Below are 20,940 nucleotides of genomic sequence, written 5' to 3'. Positions count from 1 at the left end.
CACTGGAGGTCCGTGATGTCGTTGCTCCGCAAGGGATTGGCGGTCGTCCTGGCCGCGCTTTCCGTCTCGGTTGGCATCAGCACCGCCGACGCCTCGCCCAAGAGGATCGTCGGCGCGTACTACGGCAACTGGTACAGCGCCTCGAAGCCCATCTCGGCCATCCCGTCGGACACGCCGATCACCCACCTGTTCTACGCCTTCTCCACCATCGAGAACGGCAAGTGCACGATGACGGCCCCCACGGCGGCCAAGGACTTCCAGGACATCCGCGACCTCAAGAAGCGCAAGCCCCGACTCAAAGCGCTGATCTCGCTGGGCGGCTGGGGCGCGGGCGGGTTCTCCGGCGCCGCGCTGACCCAGGCCTCCCGCGCCACGCTCGTCCAGTCCTGCCGGGACCTCTTCTTCCGCGACGGCACGTTCGACGGCATCGACATCGACTGGGAGTTCCCCGTCTACGGCGGTCCGGCCGAGATCACGGACCGGCCGGAGGACCGGCGCAACATGACGTTGCTGACCAAGGACTTCCGCAAGGCGCTGGGCGCGAAGAAGCTCGTCACCGCCGCGCTGCCGGCCGGTCGGTTGCAGACCGACGGCCCGTACGACCCGGCGAAGTCGTTCGAGTTGCGCGAGCTCTCGCGGATCATGGACTTCATCAACGTCATGACCTACGACCTGGGCACCGGGTTCTCGCCCGTGGCCACGTTCAACGCCGGGTTCCGCGAGGTCGCGAACGACCCGATGCCGGCCGCCGACCGCAGGTGGAACAACGTCGTCGGCGCCATCGACCACTACCAGCGGCACGGGGTCCCGCCGCGGAAGATGGTGCTCGGCACGCCGTTCTACGGGCGTGGCTTCACCGTGAAGAGCGAAGGGCCTCAGCACGGGCTCTACCAGCCCTACGACAGCGCGTTCTGGGTCGACGGGTACGAGGAGGCGGTGAAGTTGAAGGCGACGCCCGGCTGGAAGGAGTACTGGCACCCGGTCGCGCAGTCGCCGTGGCTCTACAACGCGGCCGAGAAGAAGTTCGTGTCGTACGAGAACCCGCGGTCGATCGGGATCCGCGCGGACTTCGCCAGGGCGCGCGGCCTGCTCGGCACGTTCATGTGGGAACTCGGGCACGACGACGCGCAGCACTCGCTGCTGAAGGCCATGTCCCGCTGACGATGCACAGGACCGAGGACCGCATCGCCCTGCTGCGCCAGGCTCTGAGGAGCCCGGACGTGTGGCAGGTCTCGGCCGCGCTCGCGTACGTGGCCGAGAAGCTGGAACCCGAACACCGCGCGGCGCTGGTGCCGGACCTCGTCGAGTTGTGCGCCAGCCCGCTGTGGGCGTCGGACGCGCGCGAGGTGCTCGAAAGGATTTGAGTCTCCAGCAACGTCAAGGTGTTGGTTGGGCTCATGACCACCACTCGACGTGAAGTACTGGGATGGCTGGCCGGACTCGGTGCGGCGGCCGGCCTGCTCCCACGCGAAGCCGGCGCCTCCCCGCGCGTCACGGCGTTGCGCGGCGCGACTCTCATCGACTCGTCCGGTGTCCGGCCGAACACGACCATCGTGCTGGCGGACGACCGGATCCTGGCGATCGGGCGCGACCTGCCGCTGCCACGCGGCTCCACGGTGCTGGAAGGCAGGTTCGTCATCCCTGGCCTGTGGGACATGCACGTGCACGGCGCGTTCCTGGACCGGATCACGTTGCCGCTGTGCCTGGTCAACGGCGTCACGGGCATCCGCGAGATGTGGGGCTTCCCGCCGATCTACGAGCTGCGCGGGCAGATCGAGCGCGGCGAGGTGCTCGGACCGAGGCTGGTCGTCGGCAGCGCGATCATCGACGGCCCGCACTCGACGTTGCCCGGCGCGCTGATCGCCACCACACCGGACGAGGGACGACAGGCCGTGCGGGACGCGAAGGCGCAGGGCGCGGACTTCGTGAAGGTCTACTCGTACCTCGACCTCCCCACGCTCACGGCCATCGCGGACGAGTGCGCGAGGCAGGCCATCACGTTCGCCGGACACTGCTCGAACCACGTGCCGCTGGGCGACGCGAGTGACCTGGGGCAGAAGACCTTCGAGCACATGTACGGCCTGTCGTTCGCCACCAGCACGCGGGAAACCCAACTGCGCCAAGCGATCGCGGACCTTCCGCTCGACCCGGCGAACTCGTTCGCGTGGTTCAAGCAGGTGCTGGAGTTCGAACGGCAGGCCGCCCTCACGCACAGCCGGTCCAAGGCCGTCAGACTCGCGAACCGACTGCGGCGCAACAACTCCGCGCTGTGCCCGACGATGGTCGCGATGCGGGTCTACTCCAGCCCGGCGGACCGGTTCGCGAACGACCCGCGGATGAAGTACATGCCGGCCTTCTACCGCGACCTGTGGCGCGATCAGCTGAAGAACTGGGCTCCGGTGTCGCAGCAGGAGATCCGGCAGCAGGCCGAGTTCTTCCGCCGCCGCCAGGACCAGGTCGCGGAGATGCACGAGCACGGCGTCGAGGTCCTCGCCGGCACGGACGCGGGCAACCCGTACTCGTTCTCCGGTTTCTCCGTGCACGACGAGCTGGAGCTGCTGGTCGAGGCAGGCCTGTCCCCGAAGGCGGTGCTGAAGGCCGCCACCCGCGACGCCACCGTGCGGCCGGGGGACGCCGCGAACCTCGTCGTGCTCGACGGCGACCCGCTCGACGACATCCGCAACACGCGACGCGTCCACACCGTGCTGGCCAGGGGGAAGGTCCTCGGGCCGGTGGAACGGCGGACGATGCTGGCGGACGTGGAGAAGGCCGCGCAGGAACCGTTCCCCACCGTCCAGCGGACCTGTTGCTAGAGGCTGAACATCGAACCGGGGTTGAACAGGTTCTCCGGGTCCAGCGCGCGCTTGATGTCGCGGTGTACCCGGAGACCGACCGGCCCGATCTCCTTCTCCAGCCACTCCCGCTTGATCTTGCCGATGCCGTGCTCGCCGGTCACCGTGCCGCCCAGCGCGAGGCCCACCGCGAGGATGTCGTCGAACGCCTTCTGGGCGCGCGCGAACTGGTCGGCGTCGGCGGGGTCGTAGACGATCGTCGGGTGCATGTTGCCGTCGCCCGCGTGGCCGACGACGGCGATCTTGAGGCCGACCTCCTTGGAGATGTCCTCACAGCCCTGGATGAGCTCGGCGATGCGGGTGCGGGGCACGCACACGTCGTCGGTCAGCCACGAGCCGTAGATCTCCAACGCGGTGAGCACGGCCCTGCGCGCCGTCAGCAGGTCACGGCCCTCGTTGACGTCGGTCGTCGAGTAGACGAGGTCCGCCTCCAGGCAGATCTCCTCGATCTTGGCCAGTTCGGCGCGCGCCTGCTCGCCACCGGCGTCGGACTGGCAGATCAGCAGCGCCGCGCAGCCGGGCCCGGCGCCGAGCTCGGTCTTCAGGTACGTCTCCGCGGCCTCGATGGAGACCCGGTCCATGATCTCCATCAACGAAGGCACCAGGCCCTCGCGGACGATCCGGCTGACCGCGGCACCCGCCAGCGCCGTCGTGCTGAAGGCGGCGACCAGCGTGGCCGGGGCCTGCGGCAGCGGGCGCAACGCCAGGGTCGCCTTGGTGATCACGCCCAGCGTGCCCTCGGAGCCGATGAAGAGCTTCGTGAGGTCGTAGCCCGCGACGCCCTTGACCGTGCGGCGACCCGTCCGCAGCACCTCGCCGTCGGCCAGCACGACCTCCAGCCCGAGCACCGAGTCGGTGGTCACGCCGTACTTCACGCAGCACAGACCGCCCGCGTTGGTGGAGAGGTTGCCACCGATGGTGCACCAGTCGTAGCTGCTCGGGTCCGGCGGGTAGAAGAGGCCGTCCTTCTCGACGGCGCCGCGCAGGTCGAGGTTGACCACACCGGGCTCGACGACGGCGAGGCGGTTGTCCGCGTCGATCTCGACGATCGCGTTCATCTTGGTCGTGACCAGGACGACGCAGCCCTCGACGGCGTTCGCGGCGCCGGACAGGCCGCTGCCCGCTCCCCGCGGGACGATCGGGACGCGATGGCTCGCGCAAGCTCGCACCACCGCCTGGACCTGCTCGGTGTTCACGGGGAACACCACCGCCAACGGACTGCCGTGCGGCGCCAACGGCATCATGTCGCGTTGGTAGCTCGCGGTGACATCCGTGTCGGTCAGGACGCCCGAGTCACCCAGTGCGGCGCGGAGTTCAGCGAGCAAGGTCTCCATACCCGCCACGCTAGCCGGAAACGCCTGGTTCACTCGATGGTCAATCCGAGCGGAGAGGTGTTCACGCCGTGACTCAGCGTGCTCAACGCAGATTTCGCCCGCCCGTCAACCCGATGTCGCCGTGCCGCCGCCACATCAGGACGTAGGCTGGTTCACCGTGGCGCACGCATTCGCCTCGCTGGAGACCGCGGGTCCGGTGGCCGTCTGGGTCATCGTGCTGAGCTTCATCTTCGTCGAGTGCGCTTTCATCTTCGGGCTGTTCCTGCCCGGCGACTCGCTGCTGTTCGCGGCCGGTGTGGTGCTGGCGACGCACAACAGCGAGCTGTCGGCGTGGCTGCTGTCGCTCACGGCCCTGGTCGTCGCCGTCGTCGGCAACCAGGTCGGGTACTTCATCGGCCGCGGCGCCGGCACGCGCGTGCTCGCCCGCAAGGGCGGCAAGGTGCTGAACAAGCAGAACCTGACACGCGCGGGCGAGTTCCTCGACCGCCGCGGGTTCTGGGCCGTGGTGCTCGCGCGCTGGATCCCGTGGATCCGCACGCTGGCACCGATGATCGCGGGCGCGGCCCGGATGGACCTCCGGAAGTTCACGCTCGCCACGACCATCGGCGCCATCGCGTGGGTCCCGACGCTGGTGCTGGCCGGCTACTACGGCGCCGGCATTCTGCAACAGCTCCCCTGGCTCGAGACCGCCGCGATCGTCGTCAGCATCGCCTTCTTCCTGGGCGGCACCGGCTGGGGCATCTGGCGCTACCGCCAGGAGATGGCGAAGCCGATCGACGAGACCAGCGAGGACCTGGAGCACGTCAGCCACCCCCAGGCCGGCTGACGACGTCTCACAGGAACAGGTGCGACGCGTTGTTGTTCTTGGTGGCGACGAGAGGCCTGCAGGTCCCCGCGGGAATCGTGTCGTAGGCGCCCTTGTGGTCGCTGTTGAAGTACACGCGGACCGCCCGTGACCTGAAGTTGCAGGCGTGCTCGGCGTTGTTCTTGACGCACTGCTCGTAGCCACCGCGGTCGGGCGTCTTGAACTCGTAGCAGGTCGGCTGCGAGGTGCCGTAGGTGTCGATCGACGTCGTGAAGTCCGACGCCGACCAGGCGGTGCCGGGACCCCAGTACAGGCAGAACTCGTTGGTCTCGCAGACGCCGTTGCGCGCGGCAGCCGACGCGGAAGGCGTGGAGACGAGAACGGCCACGGCGGCGATCGCCCCCGCCAGGAGTTTCTTCGAGAAGTTGTTCATGTCGTCGATCGTGGCGAGAACGTACGGGCCCCAACAGCGACAACCTCTACGAAGCACCTCCACATTTCGCGAGATGCCGCCGCAGGCTCGCCTGCCGCCGGAGGTCGCCGTGGCGTTCGGCGATGTGGAGTCCGCGCCGCAACGTCTCGGCCGCCGCCGCGCGGTCGCGGCGCAGCAGGTGCACGAGTCCCAGTTCCTCCAGGCACGCCACCTCGCCGACGGGGTCGCCGCCCTCGCGGAACAGGTCGAGGCTCCGCGCCAGCGCCGTCTCGGCGTCCTCGGTCCGGCCGGACCGCCGGTGCAGCGCACCGATCCGGTGCAGCACGCCCGCGCACGCCCGGTCGTCGCCTTCGAGTGAGCTCAGCCGCAGGCTGTCGAGGTAACAGCGCAGCTCACGCGCTTGGTCGCCCGTCTTGCCGTACGCGCTGCCGAGCTGTTCCAGGACCGCGGCCTCGACGCACCTCAGTTCCAGTTCGCGGGCCAGGACGAGGCTCTCCTCGCCGATCTCGACCGTCTCGAGCACCTCGCTGAGGTTCGTGAGGCAGACCGCCACGCCGTTGGTGTCGCCCAGCTCCCGGAACGCGTCGAGCGCGCGGCGCAGGTGGCCCGCGTCGCGCAGCGCCACGCCCAGGTCCATCTCGACGATCGCCCGTGCCGCCGGATCGCTCGCCGCGGGCAGCGCCAGCCCGCACACCTCGGCCCAGTCCGCGCGGTGGTCGCGGCTCAGGTAGTACGGGAACAGCCCGATCGCGAGCCTGACCAGCGCTTCGGCCGGCACACCCGGTGTCCGGCAGAGGTCGGCGAGGTGCGGGCGGTGCTCGTCGAGCCACGCGAACGCCGCCGCGGCCGTGGTGAAGTCCGGCGCGCCCGCGGCCCACGCCGGGTCGGCCCAGAGCCCGCGCAGGCTGTGCGGCACGGCGAGCGCCACCGACCGCCACGCCACCGCGACGAACAGGTCGGCGACCCTGCCCAGGGCCTCGGGATCCGGCGGCTGCTCGCGCGCGTAGGTCCGGACGAGGTCGTGCATGCGGTAGCGGCCGGGGGTCGTGGCCTGCAGCAGGTGCAGGTCGGCCAGCCGTTCGAGGACCAGTTCGGCGGAGAGGGAGTCCACGTCGAGCAGGCGGGCGGCAACCGGCAGCGAGACGTCCTCGAAGACGCCGAACAGCGTGAACGCCGTCCGGTCGTCCGGGTCGAGCTGGTCGACGGACACGGCGAAGCTCGCCCGGATGCCCGCGTCGTCGCGGTCCAGCTCGTCGAGCCTGCGCACGGCCAGGCGCCGCGCGAGGTGGGCGATCGGCCAGGCCGGCCGGGACGCGAGCCGCGCGCCGGCGAGGTGGACGGCGAGCGGCAGCCGTCCGCACAGCTCCACGACCTGCTCGGCGGCCGAGGCGTCGGCGGTCCGTTCCGGTCCCGCGTAGGCCGCGAGCAGGTCGAGCGCCTCGCGTTCGGGCAGCACGTCGAGCCGCAGGTGGTGGGCCTGCGGAAGGGTGTCCATGGCCCGTCGGCTCGTCACGACCGCCGCGCAGCCGACGGTGCCGGGCAGCAACGGCTGGACCTGGGCGGCCGTCGCCGCGTCGTCGAGCACTAGCAGCACCCGCCGCCCGGCGAGCGCCGACCGCAGCCGCGCGGAGGTCTCGGCGAGCGTGCCGCCGTGGTCGGGCCGGTCCAGCGCGCGCAACAACTGCCCCAGCGCGTCCTCCGGCGGCAGGCTCCCGCGCAGGTCGAGGTAGAGCTGGCCGTCGGGGAAGCGCTCCGCCATCAGGTGGGCGACGTGCAAAGCGAGCGAGGTCTTGCCGACGCCGGCCATGCCCGCGACGACCACCGTGCCGAACCGTGCGAGCAGGTCCGCCAGTTCAGCGACCTCGGCCTCCCGCCCGGCGAACCGCACGGGCGCGGCGGGGAGCTGCCGGACCGGGGTGGACGCCTCGCAGCGGGGCCGGGGCGTGCGGGCGGCGGCCGCGGCGAACTCCGCGCGGTCGTCCGCGTCCAGCTCGAGGGCGTCGGCGAGCCTGAGCACCGTCTCGCGGTGGGGATGGCGGCGGTCGCCCCGTTCGAGGGCGCCGACGGCCTGACCGCTCAGCCCCGCCTTCTCGGCCAGCGCCTCCTGGGTGAGCCCGGCGGCGAGCCGGTGGCGCCGCAGCAGGTCGCCCAGCACGCCTAGAGGACCTCGGTGATCAGCAGGTCGGCGGCGCCCTTCGACGAGTTCACCATCAGCGCGTTGACGTGGTCGGTGCCGTGCAACACCCGTTCCTCCGCCTCGGACAACGTGCGCCCGTACCGCAGATGGCGGTCGATCAGGCGTTGCACGCGCACGTCCTCGTCGATGAACAGGAACCACGCCTCGTCGAGGATGATCCGGACGCGCTTCCACTTGTCGTAGTTGAGCAGCAGGTAGTTGCCCTCGGTGATGACGAGCGGGACGTCCGGGTGCACCGGCACGGCGCAGGCGATCGGTTCCTCGATCTCGCGGCGGAACTGCGGCGCGTAGATCATGTCCGGCCCGCACGCCTTGATCCGGCCGAGCAGGTCCACGTAGCCGGGGATGTCGAACGTGTCGGGCGCGCCCTTGCGTTCGACCAGCCGCAGCCGTTCGAGCTCGCTCTGCGCGAGGTGGAACCCGTCCATCTCGACGAGCACGGCCTGGCCGTCGAGCGCCTCGACGAGCCGCCGCGCGAGTGTCGACTTGCCGGAACCGGGCGCGCCGCCGATGCCGAGAATCTTGCGCTCACCCTGATCGGTGAGCACCCGAGCCCGCTCTAGCAGCTCGTCGAACCTGACCTGCTGTCCTGCCACCGCGCCAGCTCCTCAACCCAGTCCCCGACCGCACCGACGCGAACGGCGGCCGCTTCCGTCGCGAAGCCGATGGATCGCACCGGGTCCGCCCCTGACGCCAGCGCGTAGGCGTACGCGCCGTGCCAGACGTCACCGGCACCGTTCGTGTCCACCACCTCCGCCGCGGGCACGGGCAACTCGCCGGACGAGCCGTTCCGCGACCAGGTGACCGGCTTCGCACCGTGCGTGCGAATGACCAGCGGCACCCCGTAGGAGTGCACCTCGGCCTCGGACCGCTCGAACCCGGAAGAGCAGGCGGCCACGTCCACCAGCGGCAACAGGTGATCGAGGACAGGTTTCCAGCTCCCGGCGTCGAGCACCACAGGCAATCCCAGAGCTTTTGCGCGTTGGGCCGCGGGCAAGGCCAGGCCTTCGTGGTGTCCGTCCAAGAGCACGACGTCCGCGGCGGCGAGAAGTCCGGTCAAATCGGGCGCGATCACCGGGACCGACGCGTTGCGGGACACGACGGTGCGCTCGCCATCAGCGTCTCTGACGACGACCATGCTCACGGGCGTCGTCCCCGCGACGGCGGTCACTTGGACCGGCTCCAAGGAATCACGCACGAAATCACCCAGTGCGTCGGCGCCAAGGGCGGTGAGCAACGCCGCCTTTCCACCCAAAGCGGCGACGGCGCGGGCCGCGTTGGCGGCGGGACCACCGGGCGACAGGGCCGCGCCGAGCGAACGGACCTTCTGGCCGGGCTCCGGGAAGTCGCTCACCCGTTGGGTCACGTCGAGAGTTGTGAGCCCGACACACAGCACGGCTGCCATCTGGGCTTCCTCCAAACGGGTATGGTCCCTGGTCATGGTCACCATGCGGGATGTCGCGGCTCTCGCGGGGGTCTCCATCACCACGGTGTCACACGTGATCAACGAGACGAGGCCGGTCGCAGGGGACACGCGCGAGCGCGTCCAGAAGGCGATCGACGAGACCGGGTACACGGGGGACGCCATCGCGCGTTCGCTGGTCATGGGCGGCACGAAGTCGCTGGGCCTGGCCGTGTCACTGGTCTCGCACCCGTATTTCGCCGAGCTGATCGCCGCCATCGAGTCGGAAGCGACCCGAAGCGGCTACTCGCTCGTGCTGATCGACACGAGGGACACCCCCGAGTCCGAGCAGGCCGCCGTTCGAATGCTGCGGTCGCGAAGAGTCGACGGGTTGCTGCTCACACCCTCGGCGGGCGGCGGGAGCCTCGTGCTGCCGGAGCTCAAGAGGCTCAACATACCGACGGTGCTGGTCGACCGGCTGACCGTCGCGAAGGACATCGACCAGGTCGGGCCGGAGAACGTCCAGGCCACGTCCGGTCTGGTCAGGCACCTCGCGGAACTGGGGCACCGGAGGATCGGCATCGTCTGCGGCAAGGCGGGCGTGGCGACGACCGAGGAGCGGATCCTCGGCTACCGGCTGGGTCTCGGCCGCGCGGGCCTGAAGTGGGACGAGGCGCTGGTCTCGCAGAGCGGCTGGCTCGCGCCGCTGCTCGACCAGGAGGACCCGGCCACGGCCGTCGTCGCCGCCGACCACCTCGTCACCGTCGGCATGCTGCACGAGATGCGCGCCCGCGGCCTCAAGCTCGGCACAGACCTCGCGGTCGTCGCCTACGACGAGGTCGAGTGGGCGACGTTGATCGAACCGCCGCTCACGACCCTGGCCCAGCCCGTCGAGGAGATCGGACGGACCGCGGTGAAACTGCTGCTCTCCCGCATCGCCGACCCGGAGAGGCCCCCGGAGACGATCCGGCTCGCACCCTCCCTGATGCACCGGCAGTCCTGCGGATGCTGATCCCCGGGCTCGTCTCGGTGACGTTCCGGCAGCTCACGGTCTCCGAGATCGGTGAGCTCGCGACGGAGTGCGGGCTGCAGGCCGTCGAGTGGGGCGGCGACGTGCACGTGCCGCCCGGCGACTTCGCAGCGGCGCGCAAGGCGCTGGACACGGGTCTGAAGGTCGCCGCCTACGGGTCGTACTACCGCGCGGGCGTGTCCGACCGGGCGGAGCTGGCACCGATCCTGGAGACGGCGGCCGAACTGGACGCGCCGTACGTGCGCGTCTGGGCGGGCAGGACCGGCTCGGAGGAGTGCCCCGACCGCGCGCCGGTCGTCGAGGCGTTGCAGCACGCCGTCGAACACGCCGAGGCGATGGGCACGAAGATCGCCCTGGAGTACCACCCGAACACGCTGACGGACACGCTCGACTCGGCGGTGCAGCTGCTCGACGAGGTCGACGGCGTGGTGTCGTACTGGCAGCCCGTCGGCGGTCAGGACGTGTTCTCCGCCGTGCACGAGGTGCGCACGGTGGAACCGGTGACGGTCCACGTCTTCTCGTGGGGTCCCGGAGGCTTCCAGGACCGCCTCCCGCTCGCCGGGCGGCGCGACCTCTGGAAGCCGGTGCTGACGGAGCTGGGGCGCGACGGCATCGACCGCAACGTGCTGCTGGAGTTCGTGCTCGACGACTCGCCGGAGCGGTTCCGCGAGGACGCGAAGACGCTGCTGGGCTGGCTCAGGCAGTAGCGACGTCGAGCCCGTTCCGCTCGAGCAGGGCGGCCGCCTCCAGGCACATCCAGCCGCCGAGCTGGACGGACAGGTCGCGGCCCTCGCTCTCGTCGGCCGGAACCGTCCACTCCGGACCGAACAGCGGTCCGCTGACGGCCATCACCCGGTTCGTCCACGCGGCCTCCGCCGACTGCACCACGAGTTCCCTGGCGAGGTCCGCCGTCACGGCCCTGGTGGGGTCGAGGTCCGGGATGACCAGCGCGGCCTGGGCGAGGTAGCGCGTCAGGATGCCCGCGAACAGGCCTCCGTCGCCGCCGCCCTGGCCCTTGATCACACCGTTGGTGGCGAGGTCGTCGTGCACGGCCGTGATCGTGCGCGCAGCCTTGTCCAGCCACTTGTCCTGCTGGCCGTGCTTCGCGAGCTCGACGCACGCGCCGATGAGAACCCCTTGGCAGTACGTGAAGATGTTCTTCTCGTACTCGCGGATCTCACCGTTGGGGTGGACGTGCAGGCCGTCCCACGCGAGACCGCTGCCGGGGTCGATGAGGTGCTCCTCGACCCAGTCCACGATGGACCGTGCGCGCGCGAGGTCGGTCCGTTCGTTCTGGCGGGCCAGGAAGATCGCGGCCGGGCCGTTCGCGGGGACGTTCTTGAAGTCGTCGTTGCGCTTCCACCAGATGCCGCCGCCGGCGTGGTCGGTCCAGCCGTCGCGCAGCCGCTCCGCGATCGCGTTCAGCGCCTTGGGCTTCGCGATGCCGACGTCGTTCTGGGCGCGTTGCAGGGCGAGGCCGAGCCACGCGACGTCGTCGTAGAAGTCGTTGGTCCAACCCAGGACGTTGCGGACCCGGATGCCGCGCACGACCTTGGTGATCGCGGCCTTGCGCAGCTCGTTGGGCGAGCGCAGGTAGCCGTCGATCAGGCAGTCCAGCAGGTGCGCCTGCCACCAGTAGTTGAAGCTCGTGTGGATCTTGTCCTTGAAGAGCGGGGGCCACGCCCTCGCTCCGAGCAACGTGCCCGGCACACCCCAGACCCGCCGCAGGTGCCTCGAGTACACCGCGCGCTCGGCGACGCCCGCGCGCGCCGCCAGCAGTTTCGCGATCGCCACCAGATCATGGTGCGTGCTTGACCGGTCAAGAAGCTCGGTGAATCGCCCAGTGGTACAGGCCCATGGCGACAGAAGTTGTCAGGTTGTAACTGCTGACCCTCTCCCGCATGGGCAGCCGGACGATCCGGGACGCCTTCGCGCGCACCTCGTCGGAGATGCCGTGGCGTTCCGAGCCGAACGCGAGCACGGCGTCGTCCGGGATCGGGCCTTTCAGCAGGTCACCGTCCGCGTCGAACGCGATGAGCTCACCCGCGAAGTCGAGGTTGGTGACCCTCGCGACGGGCAACGCGAAGTGCAGTCCGGCGGATCCGCGCAGCACGTTCGGGTGCCACGGGTCCACGTCACCGGTGGAGATCACGCCCCCCGCGTCGAGGCCGGCGGCCACCCGGATGGCGGCACCGAAGTTGCCGAGGTTGCGCGGGTTGTCGAGCAGGACGACCGGCGCGTTCCGGTCGAACGGCAGGTCGGGCTGCTCCGCGAACCCGGCCACGCCCGTCGGGTGCGTGCGGCCCACCCGCAGCTTGAAGTGGTTCTGGTCGACCTCGGTGGCGGTTCTGAACCGCTCGACCAGGTCGGGCGCGTGCGTCTCGGCGAGGCTGACCGCGGCGGCGACGTCCGTCGTGATCAACGGGTGCACGTCGGCGCCGAAGCGCAGCGCGTGCTTAACAGCGTGAAAGCCTTCGAGCAGCACGGTGGCCAGCATAGAAGCCGATCCACGAGACGATCACGATCGTCCCCAGCACCAGCTGGACCAGCACCGACGCGCTCTCCGGGTACCAGACGCCGTCGATGTAGTGGTCGATGAACCCGGTCTCGAGCACCGGCATCCCGGCCATCGCGCGGAAGTCGTTCTCCCACACCGTGATCGGGCACACGGTCGGCGTGATGATGCTCAGCACGGCCCACGCGCCCAGCGCGAGGTGCGGGTAGATCACCCAGCGCCACCGCCAGGCGAGGAACCCACCCACGAGCAGGAACGCCAGCACCGCGAAGTGCAGCAGCATGACCGCTTCGGCGAGCACTCCAGCCATTCGCACCACCCCGTCCTCCAGACTAAGACGGGGTGGCTCGAAGCGCTCTCGACAAAACCTCAGGCGAGCCCGAGGTCGTCCAGGTCGAGCAGGTAGCGGTACTGCAGGCCCTCGGCCTCGATGGCCTCCTTGGCGCCCGTGCCCCGGTCGACGACCGTGGCCACGCCGATCACCTCGGCCCCGTGCTCGCGCAGCGCCGTGACGGCCGTGAGCACCGAACCGCCCGTGGTGGAGGTGTCCTCGACCGCGAGCACGCGCTGACCGCGCACGTCGATGCCCTCGATCTGCCGCTGCATGCCGTGAGCCTTGCTCGCCTTGCGCACGACGAACGCGTCGAGCACGTCACCGTCGAGCGCGGCGGAGTGCATCATCGCGTAGGCCACCGGGTCCGCACCGAGCGTGAGACCGCCGACCGCGACGAAGTCCCAGTCGGACGTGAGCTGCCGCAGCAGCTTGCCGATCAACGGGGCCGCCGCGTGGTGCAGCGTCGCCCGCCGCAGGTCGACGTAGTAGTCGGCTTCCTTGCCGCTCGACAGGGTCACCTTGCCGTGCACCACGGCCAACTCGCTCACCAGACGGGCGAGTTCCGACTTCGCGTTCGCGTCCAAGACCACTTCAGTTCGCACGGGTCGCTAGCCTCGCACACCCCGGTCAGGTGCGCCCACGGCCACCCGCGAACCGCGACGCCATCCTGCGCACGACCGCTCGCGGCAGGAGCCTCGAGACGGTCACGATCGCCTTGTACTGCGCGCCCGGGATCGACAGCGGCTTGCCGCGGCGGAGGTCGCGCAGGCCGTCGTGCACGAGCTTGTCGGCGTCGACGTAGAGCCAGTTCGGCGTCTTCGACATGTCGATCTTCGCGCGCTTGTGGAACTCGGTCCGCACGAAACCGGGGGCGAGCGCCATGATCCGCACACCGGTGCCCTCCGTCGCGAGCGACATGCCCTCGGAGAACGCCGTCACCCACGCCTTGTCTGCGCTGTAGCTGGTGCCGCGGCCGGGCAGGAAGCTCGCGACGCTGGACACGTTGACCACGTCACCCTTGCCGCGCGCGATCATCGCCGGAAGCGCGGCCCTGGTCAGGCGCAGCACCGTGGCGACGTTGACGTCGAGCTGGGCCTGCAGCTTCTCGACGTCCGCGTCGAAGAACTCACCGGTGTTCGCGAAGCCCGCGTTGTTGACCAGCAGGTCGACGGCCTGCCCGGCCAGCCGTTCCTCGACCTTGAGGCGCTCCTCGTGGACGCTCAGGTCCGCCGGCAGGACGTCCACGTTCACGCCGTGGCGGTCGTGCAGCTTCTTCGCGAGTTCCTCGAGTGCGGGCGCGTTGCGCGCGACCAGCACGAGGTCATACCCCTCCGCCGCGAGCCTGCGGGCGAAGGCGGCCCCGATCCCGACGGTCGATCCGGTCACCAGTGCGGTTGGCATACCGCACGGTAACCGGAAAGCGACCGCGGCCGTTAGGGGTCGGTCAGGGCTGCTTGCGGCCGAACGACGGGCGGTAGACCTCGCCGCCCTCGTCCTCCTCGGCCACCGGCTCGTCCTCGCGCTCGGAGGGGTCCGGGTCGAACGGGTCGATGACGTCCGCGAGCTCACCGACGTCGCGCAGCAGCCGTTCGAGGCGCGCGGGCGACGAGTTGGGCGGCGCGGCGGCCAGCACCCAGTCGTTCTCCATCCAGACGACCGTGACGTCGCCACCGATCTCCTCGGCGGCGTCGATCAGGTCGGGCGTGATGACCTTGCGAGCGGCCGGCACGTCCGTCACGAACGCGTACCGCGACCCCACCGGCCCGAGCAGGTCGGGCATCGGCATCTTCTCGTTGTCGCGCTGGAACGGCACGGTCGACAGCCACAGCTCGATCACCACCGACAGCGATCGGCGGCAGCGCACGCCGACGAGCACGGAGTTCACCTTGCCGCCGGTCTCGTGGTCGAGGACGTAGACCTGCCTGCGGCCGTCCGCGGTGAAGGTGGAGCCAGCGACGACGTCACGGGCGAGCCCCGTGCCGTAGTACGCGATGGCCCCGGCTTCCCACCGGGTCGGCAGCACGTGGTCTGTCTCCTCGAACTGCCAGCCGCGCAGGGCAGCCCAACGGCGCCGTTCACGATTACGCGCGGTTCGTTGCGCCCGGTCGGTCGCGAGCAGGGCGAACCCCGCCACGCCCGCCACCGCGGCGACGGTGAACCAGACCCACGCCGGTATGCCCACAGGGGGAGCCTAGTGGGTCGGAGGCGTGGAACGAAGATCACTTCCGCGCGTCGTGACCGGGACGTGCCTTTCCTCAGGTCAAGAAGGCCGACGCCAGGCGGCTCGCGTCGCCCGCCGCGCGGCGGATCTCGCCTGTTGCCGGCATCGGCGGCACCCGGAGGAGCTTCAACGCGAAAGCGCACGTGAGGGGGACCCGCACGGATCCCCCTCACACCGCCGACCGCAGTCGGCTGGCTCAGAACCTCACGAACGTCACGCCGCGCGGCCCACGATCAGACCGCTGTTGTCGTCCAGCACGTCGACCCGCACCGTGTCGCCGTCCCGCACCTCGCCGGCCAGCAGCTCCTTCGCGAGCTGGTCGCCGATCGCCGACTGCACCAGCCGCCGCAGCGGCCGGGCCCCGTAGATCGGGTCGAAGCCGTTCAGCGCCAGCCAGTCGCGCGCCGAGGCCGTGACGTCCAGCGTCAGGCGACGGGCCGCCAGCCGACCAGCCAGCCGGGCGATCTGGATGTCCACGATGGACGTCAGTTCCTCGGTGGCGAGCGCGTGGAACACCACGACGTCGTCCAGCCGGTTCAGGAACTCCGGCTTGAAGTGCCGCTGCACCACCGCGAGCACGGCGTCCTTGCGCTCGGCGTCGGTCAGCGTCGGGTTCACGATGTTCTGCGAACCCAGGTTCGACGTGAGCACCAGGATCGTGTTGCGGAAGTCGACCGTGCGGCCCTGGCCGTCGGTCAGGCGGCCGTCGTCGAGGACCTGCAGCAGCACGTCGAACACGTCCGGGTGCGCCTTCTCGACCTCGTCCAGCAGCACGACCGAGTACGGGCGGCGGCGGACCGACTCGGTGAGCTGGCCGCCCTGGTCGTAGCCGACGTAACCGGGAGGCGCGCCGACCAGGCGGGCCACCGAGTGCTTCTCGGAGTACTCGCTCATGTCGATGCGGATCATCGCCCGCTCGTCGTCGAACAGGAACGACGCCAGCGCCTTCGCGAGCTCCGTCTTGCCGACGCCGGTGGGGCCGAGGAACAGGAACGAGCCCGTCGGGCGGTCCGGGTCGGCGACTCCGGCGCGCGTCCTGCGCACCGCGTCCGACACGACGCGCACGGCCTCGGCCTGGCCCACGACGCGGCGGCCCAGTTCCTCCTCCATGCGCAGCAGCTTGGCGGTCTCGCCCTCCAGCAGCCTGCCCGCGGGGATGCCGGTCCACGCCGACACCACGTCCGCGACGTCGTCCGGGCCGACCTCCTCCTTGAGCATCGCGGCGTCCTGTGTGGACTCCGCGGCGACCGCGAGTTCCTTCTCCAGCTCGGGGATCCGGCCGTACCTCAGCTCGGCCGCACGGCCGAGGTCGCCGTCGCGCTCGGCCCGTTCGGACTCGCCGCGCAACGACTCCAGCTGCTCCTTCAGGCCGCGCACGCGGTCGATGGAGCCCTTCTCGTTCTGCCAGCGGGCCGTCAGCGCGGAGAGCTCCTCGCGCTTCTCCGCGAGCTCGGCGCGCAGGGCGTGCAGCCGTTCGACCGACGCCGCGTCGGACTCCTTGGCGAGCGCCATCTCCTCGATCTCGAGGCGGCGCACGGCGCGTTCGACCGTGTCGATCTCGACGGGCCGGGAGTCGATCTCCATGCGCAGCCGGGACGCGGCCTCGTCGACCAGGTCGATGGCCTTGTCCGGCAGGAAGCGCGCGGTGATGTAGCGGTCGGACAGCGTCGAGGCGGCGACGAGAGCGGCGTCGGTGATGCGCACGCCGTGGTGCACCTCGTAGCGCTCCTTGAGGCCGCGCAGGATGCCGACAGTGTCCTCCACCGACGGTTCGCCGACCAGCACCTGCTGGAAGCGGCGCTCCAGGGCGGCGTCCTTCTCGATGTGCTCGCGGTACTCGTCCAGGGTCGTGGCACCGACCATGCGCAGTTCACCGCGGGCGAGCATCGGCTTGATCATGTTGCCGGCGTCCATCGCCGACTCACCGGTCGCGCCCGCACCGACGATCGTGTGCAGCTCGTCGATGAACGTGATGACCTGCCCGGCCGAGTCGGTGATCTCCTTGAGCACGGCCTTGAGCCGCTCCTCGAACTCACCGCGGTACTTGGCGCCCGCGACCATCGAGCCGAGGTCGAGCGACACGACCTTCTTGCCGCGCAACGACTCCGGCACGTCACCGGCCACGACGCGCTGCGCCAGGCCCTCGACGATCGCCGTCTTGCCGACTCCGGGCTCGCCGATCAGCACGGGGTTGTTCTTGGTGCGCCGGGACAGCACCTGCACGACCCGGCGGATCTCGGCGTCACGGCCGATCACGGGGTCGAGCTCGCCCTTGCGCGCACGTTCGGTCAGGTCGACGCCGTACTTCTCCAGCGCCTTGTAAGTGCCCTCGGGATCGGCCGACGTCACCCGCGCCGACCCGCGCACCTTCGCGAAGGCCTCGGTCAGCGCGTCCGGGGTCGCGCCGTGCCGCCGCAGCAGGTCGGCCACCTGGCCACCGTGCTGCGCGAGCCCCACCAGCAGGTGCTCGGTCGACACGTACTCGTCGCCCATCTCGGTCGCCAGCTCCTGCGCCTTGCCGATCACCCGCACGGCGTCGCGCGAGAGCTGCGGGGCGGAGACGGTCGAACCGGAGGCGCTCGGCAACGAGCGCGAGAGCTGCTCCAGTTCCTTGCGCACCTGCGCCGGGTCGGCGCCCACCGCCTCGAGCAACGGCGCGGTCAACCCGTCCGTCTGCGCCAGCAGTGCACTGAGCAGGTGCACGGAGCCCACGTCGGGGTTCCCGTTCAGCGTGGCGGCCTGCACCGCCGCGGACACGGCCTGCTGCGTCTTGGTCGTCGGGTTGAAAGCGTCCATTCCTCCACCTCGTGGTCAGCCTCCAGCATGGACCATCATCCCGCACAACGTCAGAAAAGTTGAGTCTGTTCCGCTCAACCCTGAAAACGGCTCAGATCACAGCCCGGACTAGGCCAAGATCAGCTCATGACGTCCATCATCCACAGCATCACGATCGACACGCGCGACTCGTACGCGCTCGCCTCGTGGTGGAGCCAGGTCCTGGGCCTGCCGCTGCACCCCGACGACAACCCCGGCGACCCGGAGTCGCTGATCGAGATGCCGAACGGCATCCGCTACCTGTTCATCAACGTGCCCGAGGGCAAGGAGCTCAAGAACCGCCTGCACCTCGACCTGCAGCCCACCGACGCCACCCGCGACGAGGAGGTGGAACGCCTGGTGGGCATCGGCGCGACGGTCTTCGACGATCAGCGCAGGCCGGACGGCACCGGCTGGGTCACCCTGCGCGACCCGGAGGGCAACGAGTTCTGCGTGGAACGCAGCGCAGCCGAACGAGCCGCGACGTCCTGACCAGCGTCACTCGAAAGCACCAACAGCTTGTCCACAGCAGGTGCGGAGTTGTCCACAATCCGCTGGTCAGTATCCACAGGTGAGTCGAGCTCAGTCGCGACCGTCTGTGCACCAGAACCCGTTGGAGTGACAACTTCGTCGTCCACGGAGTCCCGCAGCGGCTGTTCCTTGATCAGCAGCACCGCGACGACCGTGAACACGGCGAGCCCGGCGGCGATGAGGAACAGCTCGCCCATCGCGTCACCGTAGGAGGCCCGCACCGCCGGGGAGAGGGAGCCGGCGTCGAGCGTCGTCGTGCTCACATGGGCCGCGAGCACGGCCCCGAGCACCGAGACGCCCGCCGTCCCGCCCAGCGACCGCAGGAACGTGGCCGTGGAGCTGGCCGCCCCGAGATCGGCCATCCCGACGCCGTTCTGCACGGCCAGCACCAGGTTCTGCATGGTGAGCCCCACCCCGACACCGACCAGCGCCAGGTAGGCCCCCATCAGCACGAGGTTCGTCGTGTGGTCGATCGTCCCGAGCAACGCGAGCCCGGCGACCAGCGAGAACGAACCCCAGACCAGGTAGCTCTTCCACCGGCCGCTCTTCGCGATGAGCTGCCCGCTCACCGTCGACGAGACGCTCAGCCCCAGGACCAGCGGCACGGTCAGCAACCCGGCCTTGGTCGGCGAGAACCCGCGGGCGATCTGGAAGTACTGCCCCATGAACACCGAGGCCCCGAACATGGCGGTGCCGACCGCGACACCACCGAGCATCGCGAGCACCACGGTCCGGTTCTTGAACAGGCGCAGCGGGATGACCGGCGCCGAAGCCCGCCGCTCCACGAAGTAGGCCCCCACCAGCGCCAGCAGCGCACCGCCGACGAACAGCGCGCTCTCCGCGCTGATCCACGCGAAGTCCTTGCCGGCGAACGAGACCCACATCAGCACCAGGCTCACGCCACCGGTGATCAGCGTGGCACCGAGGTAGTCGATCTTCACGTGCTGCTTCTTGACCGGCAGGTGCAGCGTCTTGTGCAGCACGGCCAGCGCCACCAGCGCCAACGGCACGCAGACGAAGAAGCACCACCGCCACCCGGGCCAGTCGACGAGGAACCCGCCGACCAGCGGCCCGCCCACGGTGCCGGCGGAGATCACCATGCCGGTGTAGCCGCTGTACTTGCCGCGCTCACGCGGGCTCAGCAGCGCGCCGACGACGACCTGCCCCAGCGCCTGCACACCGCCCAGCCCCAGTCCCTGGACGACCCGGAACCCGATGAGCTGCTCCATGTTCTGGCTGAAGCCCGACAGCACGGAACCGACGACGAACAGCACGATCGCCGTCTCGAGCAGCTTCTTCTTGTCGAACAGGTCCGCGAGCTTGCCCCACAGCGGCGTGCTGGCCGTGGACGCGAGCAACATCGACGTGATGACCCACGTGTACTGGGTCTGCGTGCCCTTGAGCTCGGCGAGGATCGTCGGGAGAGCGTTCGAGACGATGGTGGAACTGAGAATGGCGACCAGCAGCGCCACCCAGATGCCAGAAAGCGCTTCGAGGATCTCCCGATGCGACGAGGGCCGACTCAAAACCGGCACACCTCCAGTAATTAGTTGATGTCATACAACTATATCTGGAGATAGTTAGCTACGCCAACTAAATCGGTGGCTGATGGGTCACACCCAGGGTGGGGCAGGGCGCTGGAGGCAGGCCGGAACGGGAGCCGGAGTCCGGGCGAGGCCGGAAGCGGGGCTCGACAGGGCGGCAGGAGCGGTGACCGGGCCGGAGGGTGCCCACTCCCGCGAGCGGTGGGTCAGCCCTCCGCAGCGACCTTCTTCCCGGCCTTCACCTCGAAGAAGTCGCCGCCCTTGCGCTTCACGTCATCCGTCCCCCAGTCCCGGATCCGGTCCACGGGGATCATCCGGGGGATGTGCTTGCGGCAGTGGATGTAGGCCTCCTCCACGGACACCACGACCCACCGCTCGATCCGCCGGTCCTCCCCGGCGAACTCCTCGAACTCCTCCCGAGGGGCGATCCGGGCACGACCGTTCACGTGCAGCCCGATCAGGTCCTCGGTGAAGTCCAGCATCAGCATGCCGATGTGCGGGTTCTCCATGATGTTGCCGAGAGACGCCATCACCCCGTTCCCCCGGTACTCGGGGTAGACGACGGTCCGCGAGTCGACCACCCGGAGGAACCCGGCAGGCCCCGCACGCAGGGAGGAGTCGCACTCACCGTCCGCGTCCGCGGTCGAGATGAACGCCATCTCCATCCGGCCGACGAACTCGGCCATCGCGGGGTTGAGGTGGTCGAGGACCTGATCCGAGTAGAAGCGCCTGGCGCGATCGGACGTCTCCAGGGCACATTGGAGGTAGTGCTCACCCCGTGAGCCAGGCAGTTCGACACGGTCGGGTGAGGTGGTTTCAGTCAAGTCAGGCAGGGACACGCGGCCAACCCAAGCACGCAAGCACGCAACCCGGTACAGACGGACCCTCACATTCACACTGTTGCGGTAACAACTACTCACCTAGAGTG

Annotated in this window: 21 protein-coding genes; 7 read left to right on the top strand and 14 right to left on the bottom strand. The window is 69.9% G+C overall.

Features of this window, described 5'->3' with window-relative positions:
• The first annotated feature begins 15 nt into the window (after positions 1-15).
• The 3 genes from ND450_RS33650 to ND450_RS33640 are packed head-to-tail and all read left to right on the top strand — an operon-like array spanning position 16 to position 2,813.
• Positions 16-1,161: a glycoside hydrolase family 18 protein gene (locus ND450_RS33650; RefSeq protein WP_253322349.1), complete on the top strand. Its 1,146-nt coding sequence runs from the start codon at positions 16-18 to the stop codon at positions 1,159-1,161.
• 2 nt (positions 1,162-1,163) lie between these two features.
• Positions 1,164-1,364: a hypothetical protein gene (locus tag ND450_RS33645; RefSeq protein WP_089918618.1), complete on the top strand. Its 201-nt coding sequence runs from the start codon at positions 1,164-1,166 to the stop codon at positions 1,362-1,364.
• 33 nt (positions 1,365-1,397) lie between these two features.
• Positions 1,398-2,813, top strand: a complete 1,416-nt coding sequence (locus ND450_RS33640) for an amidohydrolase family protein (protein WP_253322348.1) — start codon at positions 1,398-1,400, stop codon at positions 2,811-2,813.
• Here ND450_RS33640 and ND450_RS33635 read toward each other — a convergent pair.
• On the bottom strand, positions 2,810-4,186 hold the full coding sequence (locus tag ND450_RS33635) for an FAD-binding oxidoreductase (RefSeq protein ID WP_253322347.1): 1,377 nt from the start codon (positions 4,184-4,186) through the stop codon (positions 2,810-2,812). The genes ND450_RS33640 and ND450_RS33635 overlap by 4 nt on opposite strands.
• Positions 4,187-4,343: 157 nt before the next feature.
• Between ND450_RS33635 and ND450_RS33630 the strand changes: the two genes are divergently transcribed.
• The gene (locus tag ND450_RS33630; RefSeq protein ID WP_253322346.1) at positions 4,344-5,012 is read left to right on the top strand and encodes a DedA family protein; all 669 of its coding nucleotides are present in this window, start codon (positions 4,344-4,346) and stop codon (positions 5,010-5,012) included.
• 7 nt (positions 5,013-5,019) lie between these two features.
• Here ND450_RS33630 and ND450_RS33625 read toward each other — a convergent pair whose 3' ends face one another.
• The 4 genes from ND450_RS33625 to ND450_RS33610 are packed head-to-tail and all read right to left on the bottom strand — an operon-like array spanning position 5,020 to position 9,026.
• Positions 5,020-5,424 carry a hypothetical protein gene (locus ND450_RS33625; protein WP_253322345.1) on the bottom strand — a complete coding sequence of 135 codons (405 nt, stop codon included), beginning with the start codon at positions 5,422-5,424 and terminating at the stop codon, positions 5,020-5,022.
• Between the two features lie 46 nt (positions 5,425-5,470).
• Positions 5,471-7,579, bottom strand: coding sequence for a helix-turn-helix domain-containing protein (locus ND450_RS33620; protein ID WP_253322344.1), 2,109 nt, complete (start codon positions 7,577-7,579; stop codon positions 5,471-5,473).
• A 2-nt stretch (positions 7,580-7,581) separates the two neighbouring features.
• Positions 7,582-8,217 carry a nucleoside/nucleotide kinase family protein gene (locus ND450_RS33615; protein WP_089918601.1) on the bottom strand — a complete coding sequence of 212 codons (636 nt, stop codon included), beginning with the start codon at positions 8,215-8,217 and terminating at the stop codon, positions 7,582-7,584.
• Entirely contained in the window at positions 8,181-9,026 is an 846-nt protein-coding gene (locus ND450_RS33610) for a PfkB family carbohydrate kinase (protein ID WP_253322343.1), read from the bottom strand. The genes ND450_RS33615 and ND450_RS33610 overlap by 37 nt, the downstream gene beginning before the upstream one ends.
• 34 nt (positions 9,027-9,060) lie before the next feature.
• On the opposite strand from ND450_RS33610, the gene ND450_RS33605 reads away from it, so the two are divergent.
• Both ND450_RS33605 and ND450_RS33600 read left to right on the top strand, forming a co-directional pair.
• Positions 9,061-10,035 carry a LacI family DNA-binding transcriptional regulator gene (locus ND450_RS33605; RefSeq protein ID WP_089918598.1) on the top strand — a complete coding sequence of 325 codons (975 nt, stop codon included), beginning with the start codon at positions 9,061-9,063 and terminating at the stop codon, positions 10,033-10,035.
• On the top strand, positions 10,029-10,760 hold the full coding sequence (locus ND450_RS33600) for a sugar phosphate isomerase/epimerase (RefSeq protein WP_253322342.1): 732 nt from the start codon (positions 10,029-10,031) through the stop codon (positions 10,758-10,760). The genes ND450_RS33605 and ND450_RS33600 overlap by 7 nt, the downstream gene beginning before the upstream one ends.
• On the opposite strand, the gene ND450_RS33595 is transcribed toward ND450_RS33600, so the two are convergent.
• The 7 genes from ND450_RS33595 to clpB all read right to left on the bottom strand — a co-directional run bounded on the left by ND450_RS33595 (position 10,750) and on the right by clpB (position 17,919).
• Entirely contained in the window at positions 10,750-11,847 is a 1,098-nt protein-coding gene (locus ND450_RS33595) for a glycoside hydrolase family 76 protein (protein WP_253322341.1), read from the bottom strand. The two genes, ND450_RS33600 and ND450_RS33595, sit on opposite strands and share 11 nt — an antisense overlap.
• Before the next feature lie 25 nt (positions 11,848-11,872).
• The gene (locus tag ND450_RS33590; RefSeq protein WP_253322340.1) at positions 11,873-12,550 is read right to left on the bottom strand and encodes an RNA methyltransferase; all 678 of its coding nucleotides are present in this window, start codon (positions 12,548-12,550) and stop codon (positions 11,873-11,875) included.
• Positions 12,510-12,878, bottom strand: a complete 369-nt coding sequence (locus ND450_RS33585) for a DUF2784 domain-containing protein (protein ID WP_253322339.1) — start codon at positions 12,876-12,878, stop codon at positions 12,510-12,512. The genes ND450_RS33590 and ND450_RS33585 overlap by 41 nt, the downstream gene beginning before the upstream one ends.
• A 59-nt stretch (positions 12,879-12,937) precedes the next feature.
• Positions 12,938-13,486: an orotate phosphoribosyltransferase gene (pyrE, locus tag ND450_RS33580; RefSeq protein WP_253328071.1), complete on the bottom strand. Its 549-nt coding sequence runs from the start codon at positions 13,484-13,486 to the stop codon at positions 12,938-12,940.
• A gap of 43 nt (positions 13,487-13,529) precedes the next feature.
• Positions 13,530-14,303: an SDR family oxidoreductase gene (locus ND450_RS33575; RefSeq protein ID WP_253322338.1), complete on the bottom strand. Its 774-nt coding sequence runs from the start codon at positions 14,301-14,303 to the stop codon at positions 13,530-13,532.
• A 43-nt stretch (positions 14,304-14,346) separates the two neighbouring features.
• Positions 14,347-15,084 (bottom strand): hypothetical protein, encoded by a 738-nt coding sequence (locus ND450_RS33570; protein ID WP_253322337.1) that lies wholly within the window; start codon positions 15,082-15,084, stop codon positions 14,347-14,349.
• A gap of 252 nt (positions 15,085-15,336) precedes the next feature.
• Positions 15,337-17,919 carry an ATP-dependent chaperone ClpB gene (gene clpB, locus ND450_RS33565; RefSeq protein WP_253322336.1) on the bottom strand — a complete coding sequence of 861 codons (2,583 nt, stop codon included), beginning with the start codon at positions 17,917-17,919 and terminating at the stop codon, positions 15,337-15,339.
• A gap of 126 nt (positions 17,920-18,045) precedes the next feature.
• On the opposite strand from clpB, the gene ND450_RS33560 reads away from it, so the two are divergent.
• Positions 18,046-18,429 carry a VOC family protein gene (locus ND450_RS33560; RefSeq protein ID WP_089918577.1) on the top strand — a complete coding sequence of 128 codons (384 nt, stop codon included), beginning with the start codon at positions 18,046-18,048 and terminating at the stop codon, positions 18,427-18,429.
• Here ND450_RS33560 and ND450_RS33555 read toward each other — a convergent pair.
• A complete protein-coding gene (locus tag ND450_RS33555; RefSeq protein ID WP_371927470.1) occupies positions 18,327-20,003 on the bottom strand; it encodes an MDR family MFS transporter in 1,677 nt (558 codons plus the stop codon). The genes ND450_RS33560 and ND450_RS33555 overlap by 103 nt on opposite strands.
• Positions 20,004-20,218: 215 nt before the next feature.
• Complete coding sequence (locus tag ND450_RS33550; protein ID WP_342717527.1) at positions 20,219-20,836, bottom strand: pyridoxamine 5'-phosphate oxidase family protein; 618 nt, start codon at positions 20,834-20,836, stop codon at positions 20,219-20,221.
• Positions 20,837-20,940 lie beyond the last annotated feature (104 nt).

The sequence above is a fragment of the Lentzea sp. HUAS12 genome (genome assembly GCF_024125735.1).
Taxonomy (GTDB): Bacteria; Actinomycetota; Actinomycetes; order Mycobacteriales; family Pseudonocardiaceae; genus Lentzea; species Lentzea albida.
Note: the sequence above shows the minus strand (reverse complement) of the source record. Positions and strands in the feature narration are given on the sequence as shown.

What these genes read in the sequence shown, in the direction of transcription:
- ND450_RS33640 (WP_253322348.1), top strand. Translation starts at nt 1,398, where the DNA reads ATGACCACCACTCGACGTGAAGTACTGGGATGGCTGGCCGGACTCGGT.
- ND450_RS33610 (WP_253322343.1), bottom strand. Translation starts at nt 9,026, where the DNA reads ATGGCAGCCGTGCTGTGTGTCGGGCTCACAACTCTCGACGTGACCCAA.
- ND450_RS33635 (WP_253322347.1), bottom strand. Translation starts at nt 4,186, where the DNA reads ATGGAGACCTTGCTCGCTGAACTCCGCGCCGCACTGGGTGACTCGGGC.
- ND450_RS33560 (WP_089918577.1), top strand. Translation starts at nt 18,046, where the DNA reads ATGACGTCCATCATCCACAGCATCACGATCGACACGCGCGACTCGTAC.
- ND450_RS33645 (WP_089918618.1), top strand. Translation starts at nt 1,164, where the DNA reads ATGCACAGGACCGAGGACCGCATCGCCCTGCTGCGCCAGGCTCTGAGG.
- ND450_RS33575 (WP_253322338.1), bottom strand. Translation starts at nt 14,303, where the DNA reads ATGCCAACCGCACTGGTGACCGGATCGACCGTCGGGATCGGGGCCGCC.
- ND450_RS33650 (WP_253322349.1), top strand. Translation starts at nt 16, where the DNA reads ATGTCGTTGCTCCGCAAGGGATTGGCGGTCGTCCTGGCCGCGCTTTCC.
- ND450_RS33605 (WP_089918598.1), top strand. Translation starts at nt 9,061, where the DNA reads ATGGTCACCATGCGGGATGTCGCGGCTCTCGCGGGGGTCTCCATCACC.
- clpB (WP_253322336.1), bottom strand. Translation starts at nt 17,919, where the DNA reads ATGGACGCTTTCAACCCGACGACCAAGACGCAGCAGGCCGTGTCCGCG.
- ND450_RS33625 (WP_253322345.1), bottom strand. Translation starts at nt 5,424, where the DNA reads ATGAACAACTTCTCGAAGAAACTCCTGGCGGGGGCGATCGCCGCCGTG.
- ND450_RS33590 (WP_253322340.1), bottom strand. Translation starts at nt 12,550, where the DNA reads ATGCTGGCCACCGTGCTGCTCGAAGGCTTTCACGCTGTTAAGCACGCG.
- ND450_RS33585 (WP_253322339.1), bottom strand. Translation starts at nt 12,878, where the DNA reads ATGGCTGGAGTGCTCGCCGAAGCGGTCATGCTGCTGCACTTCGCGGTG.
- ND450_RS33600 (WP_253322342.1), top strand. Translation starts at nt 10,029, where the DNA reads ATGCTGATCCCCGGGCTCGTCTCGGTGACGTTCCGGCAGCTCACGGTC.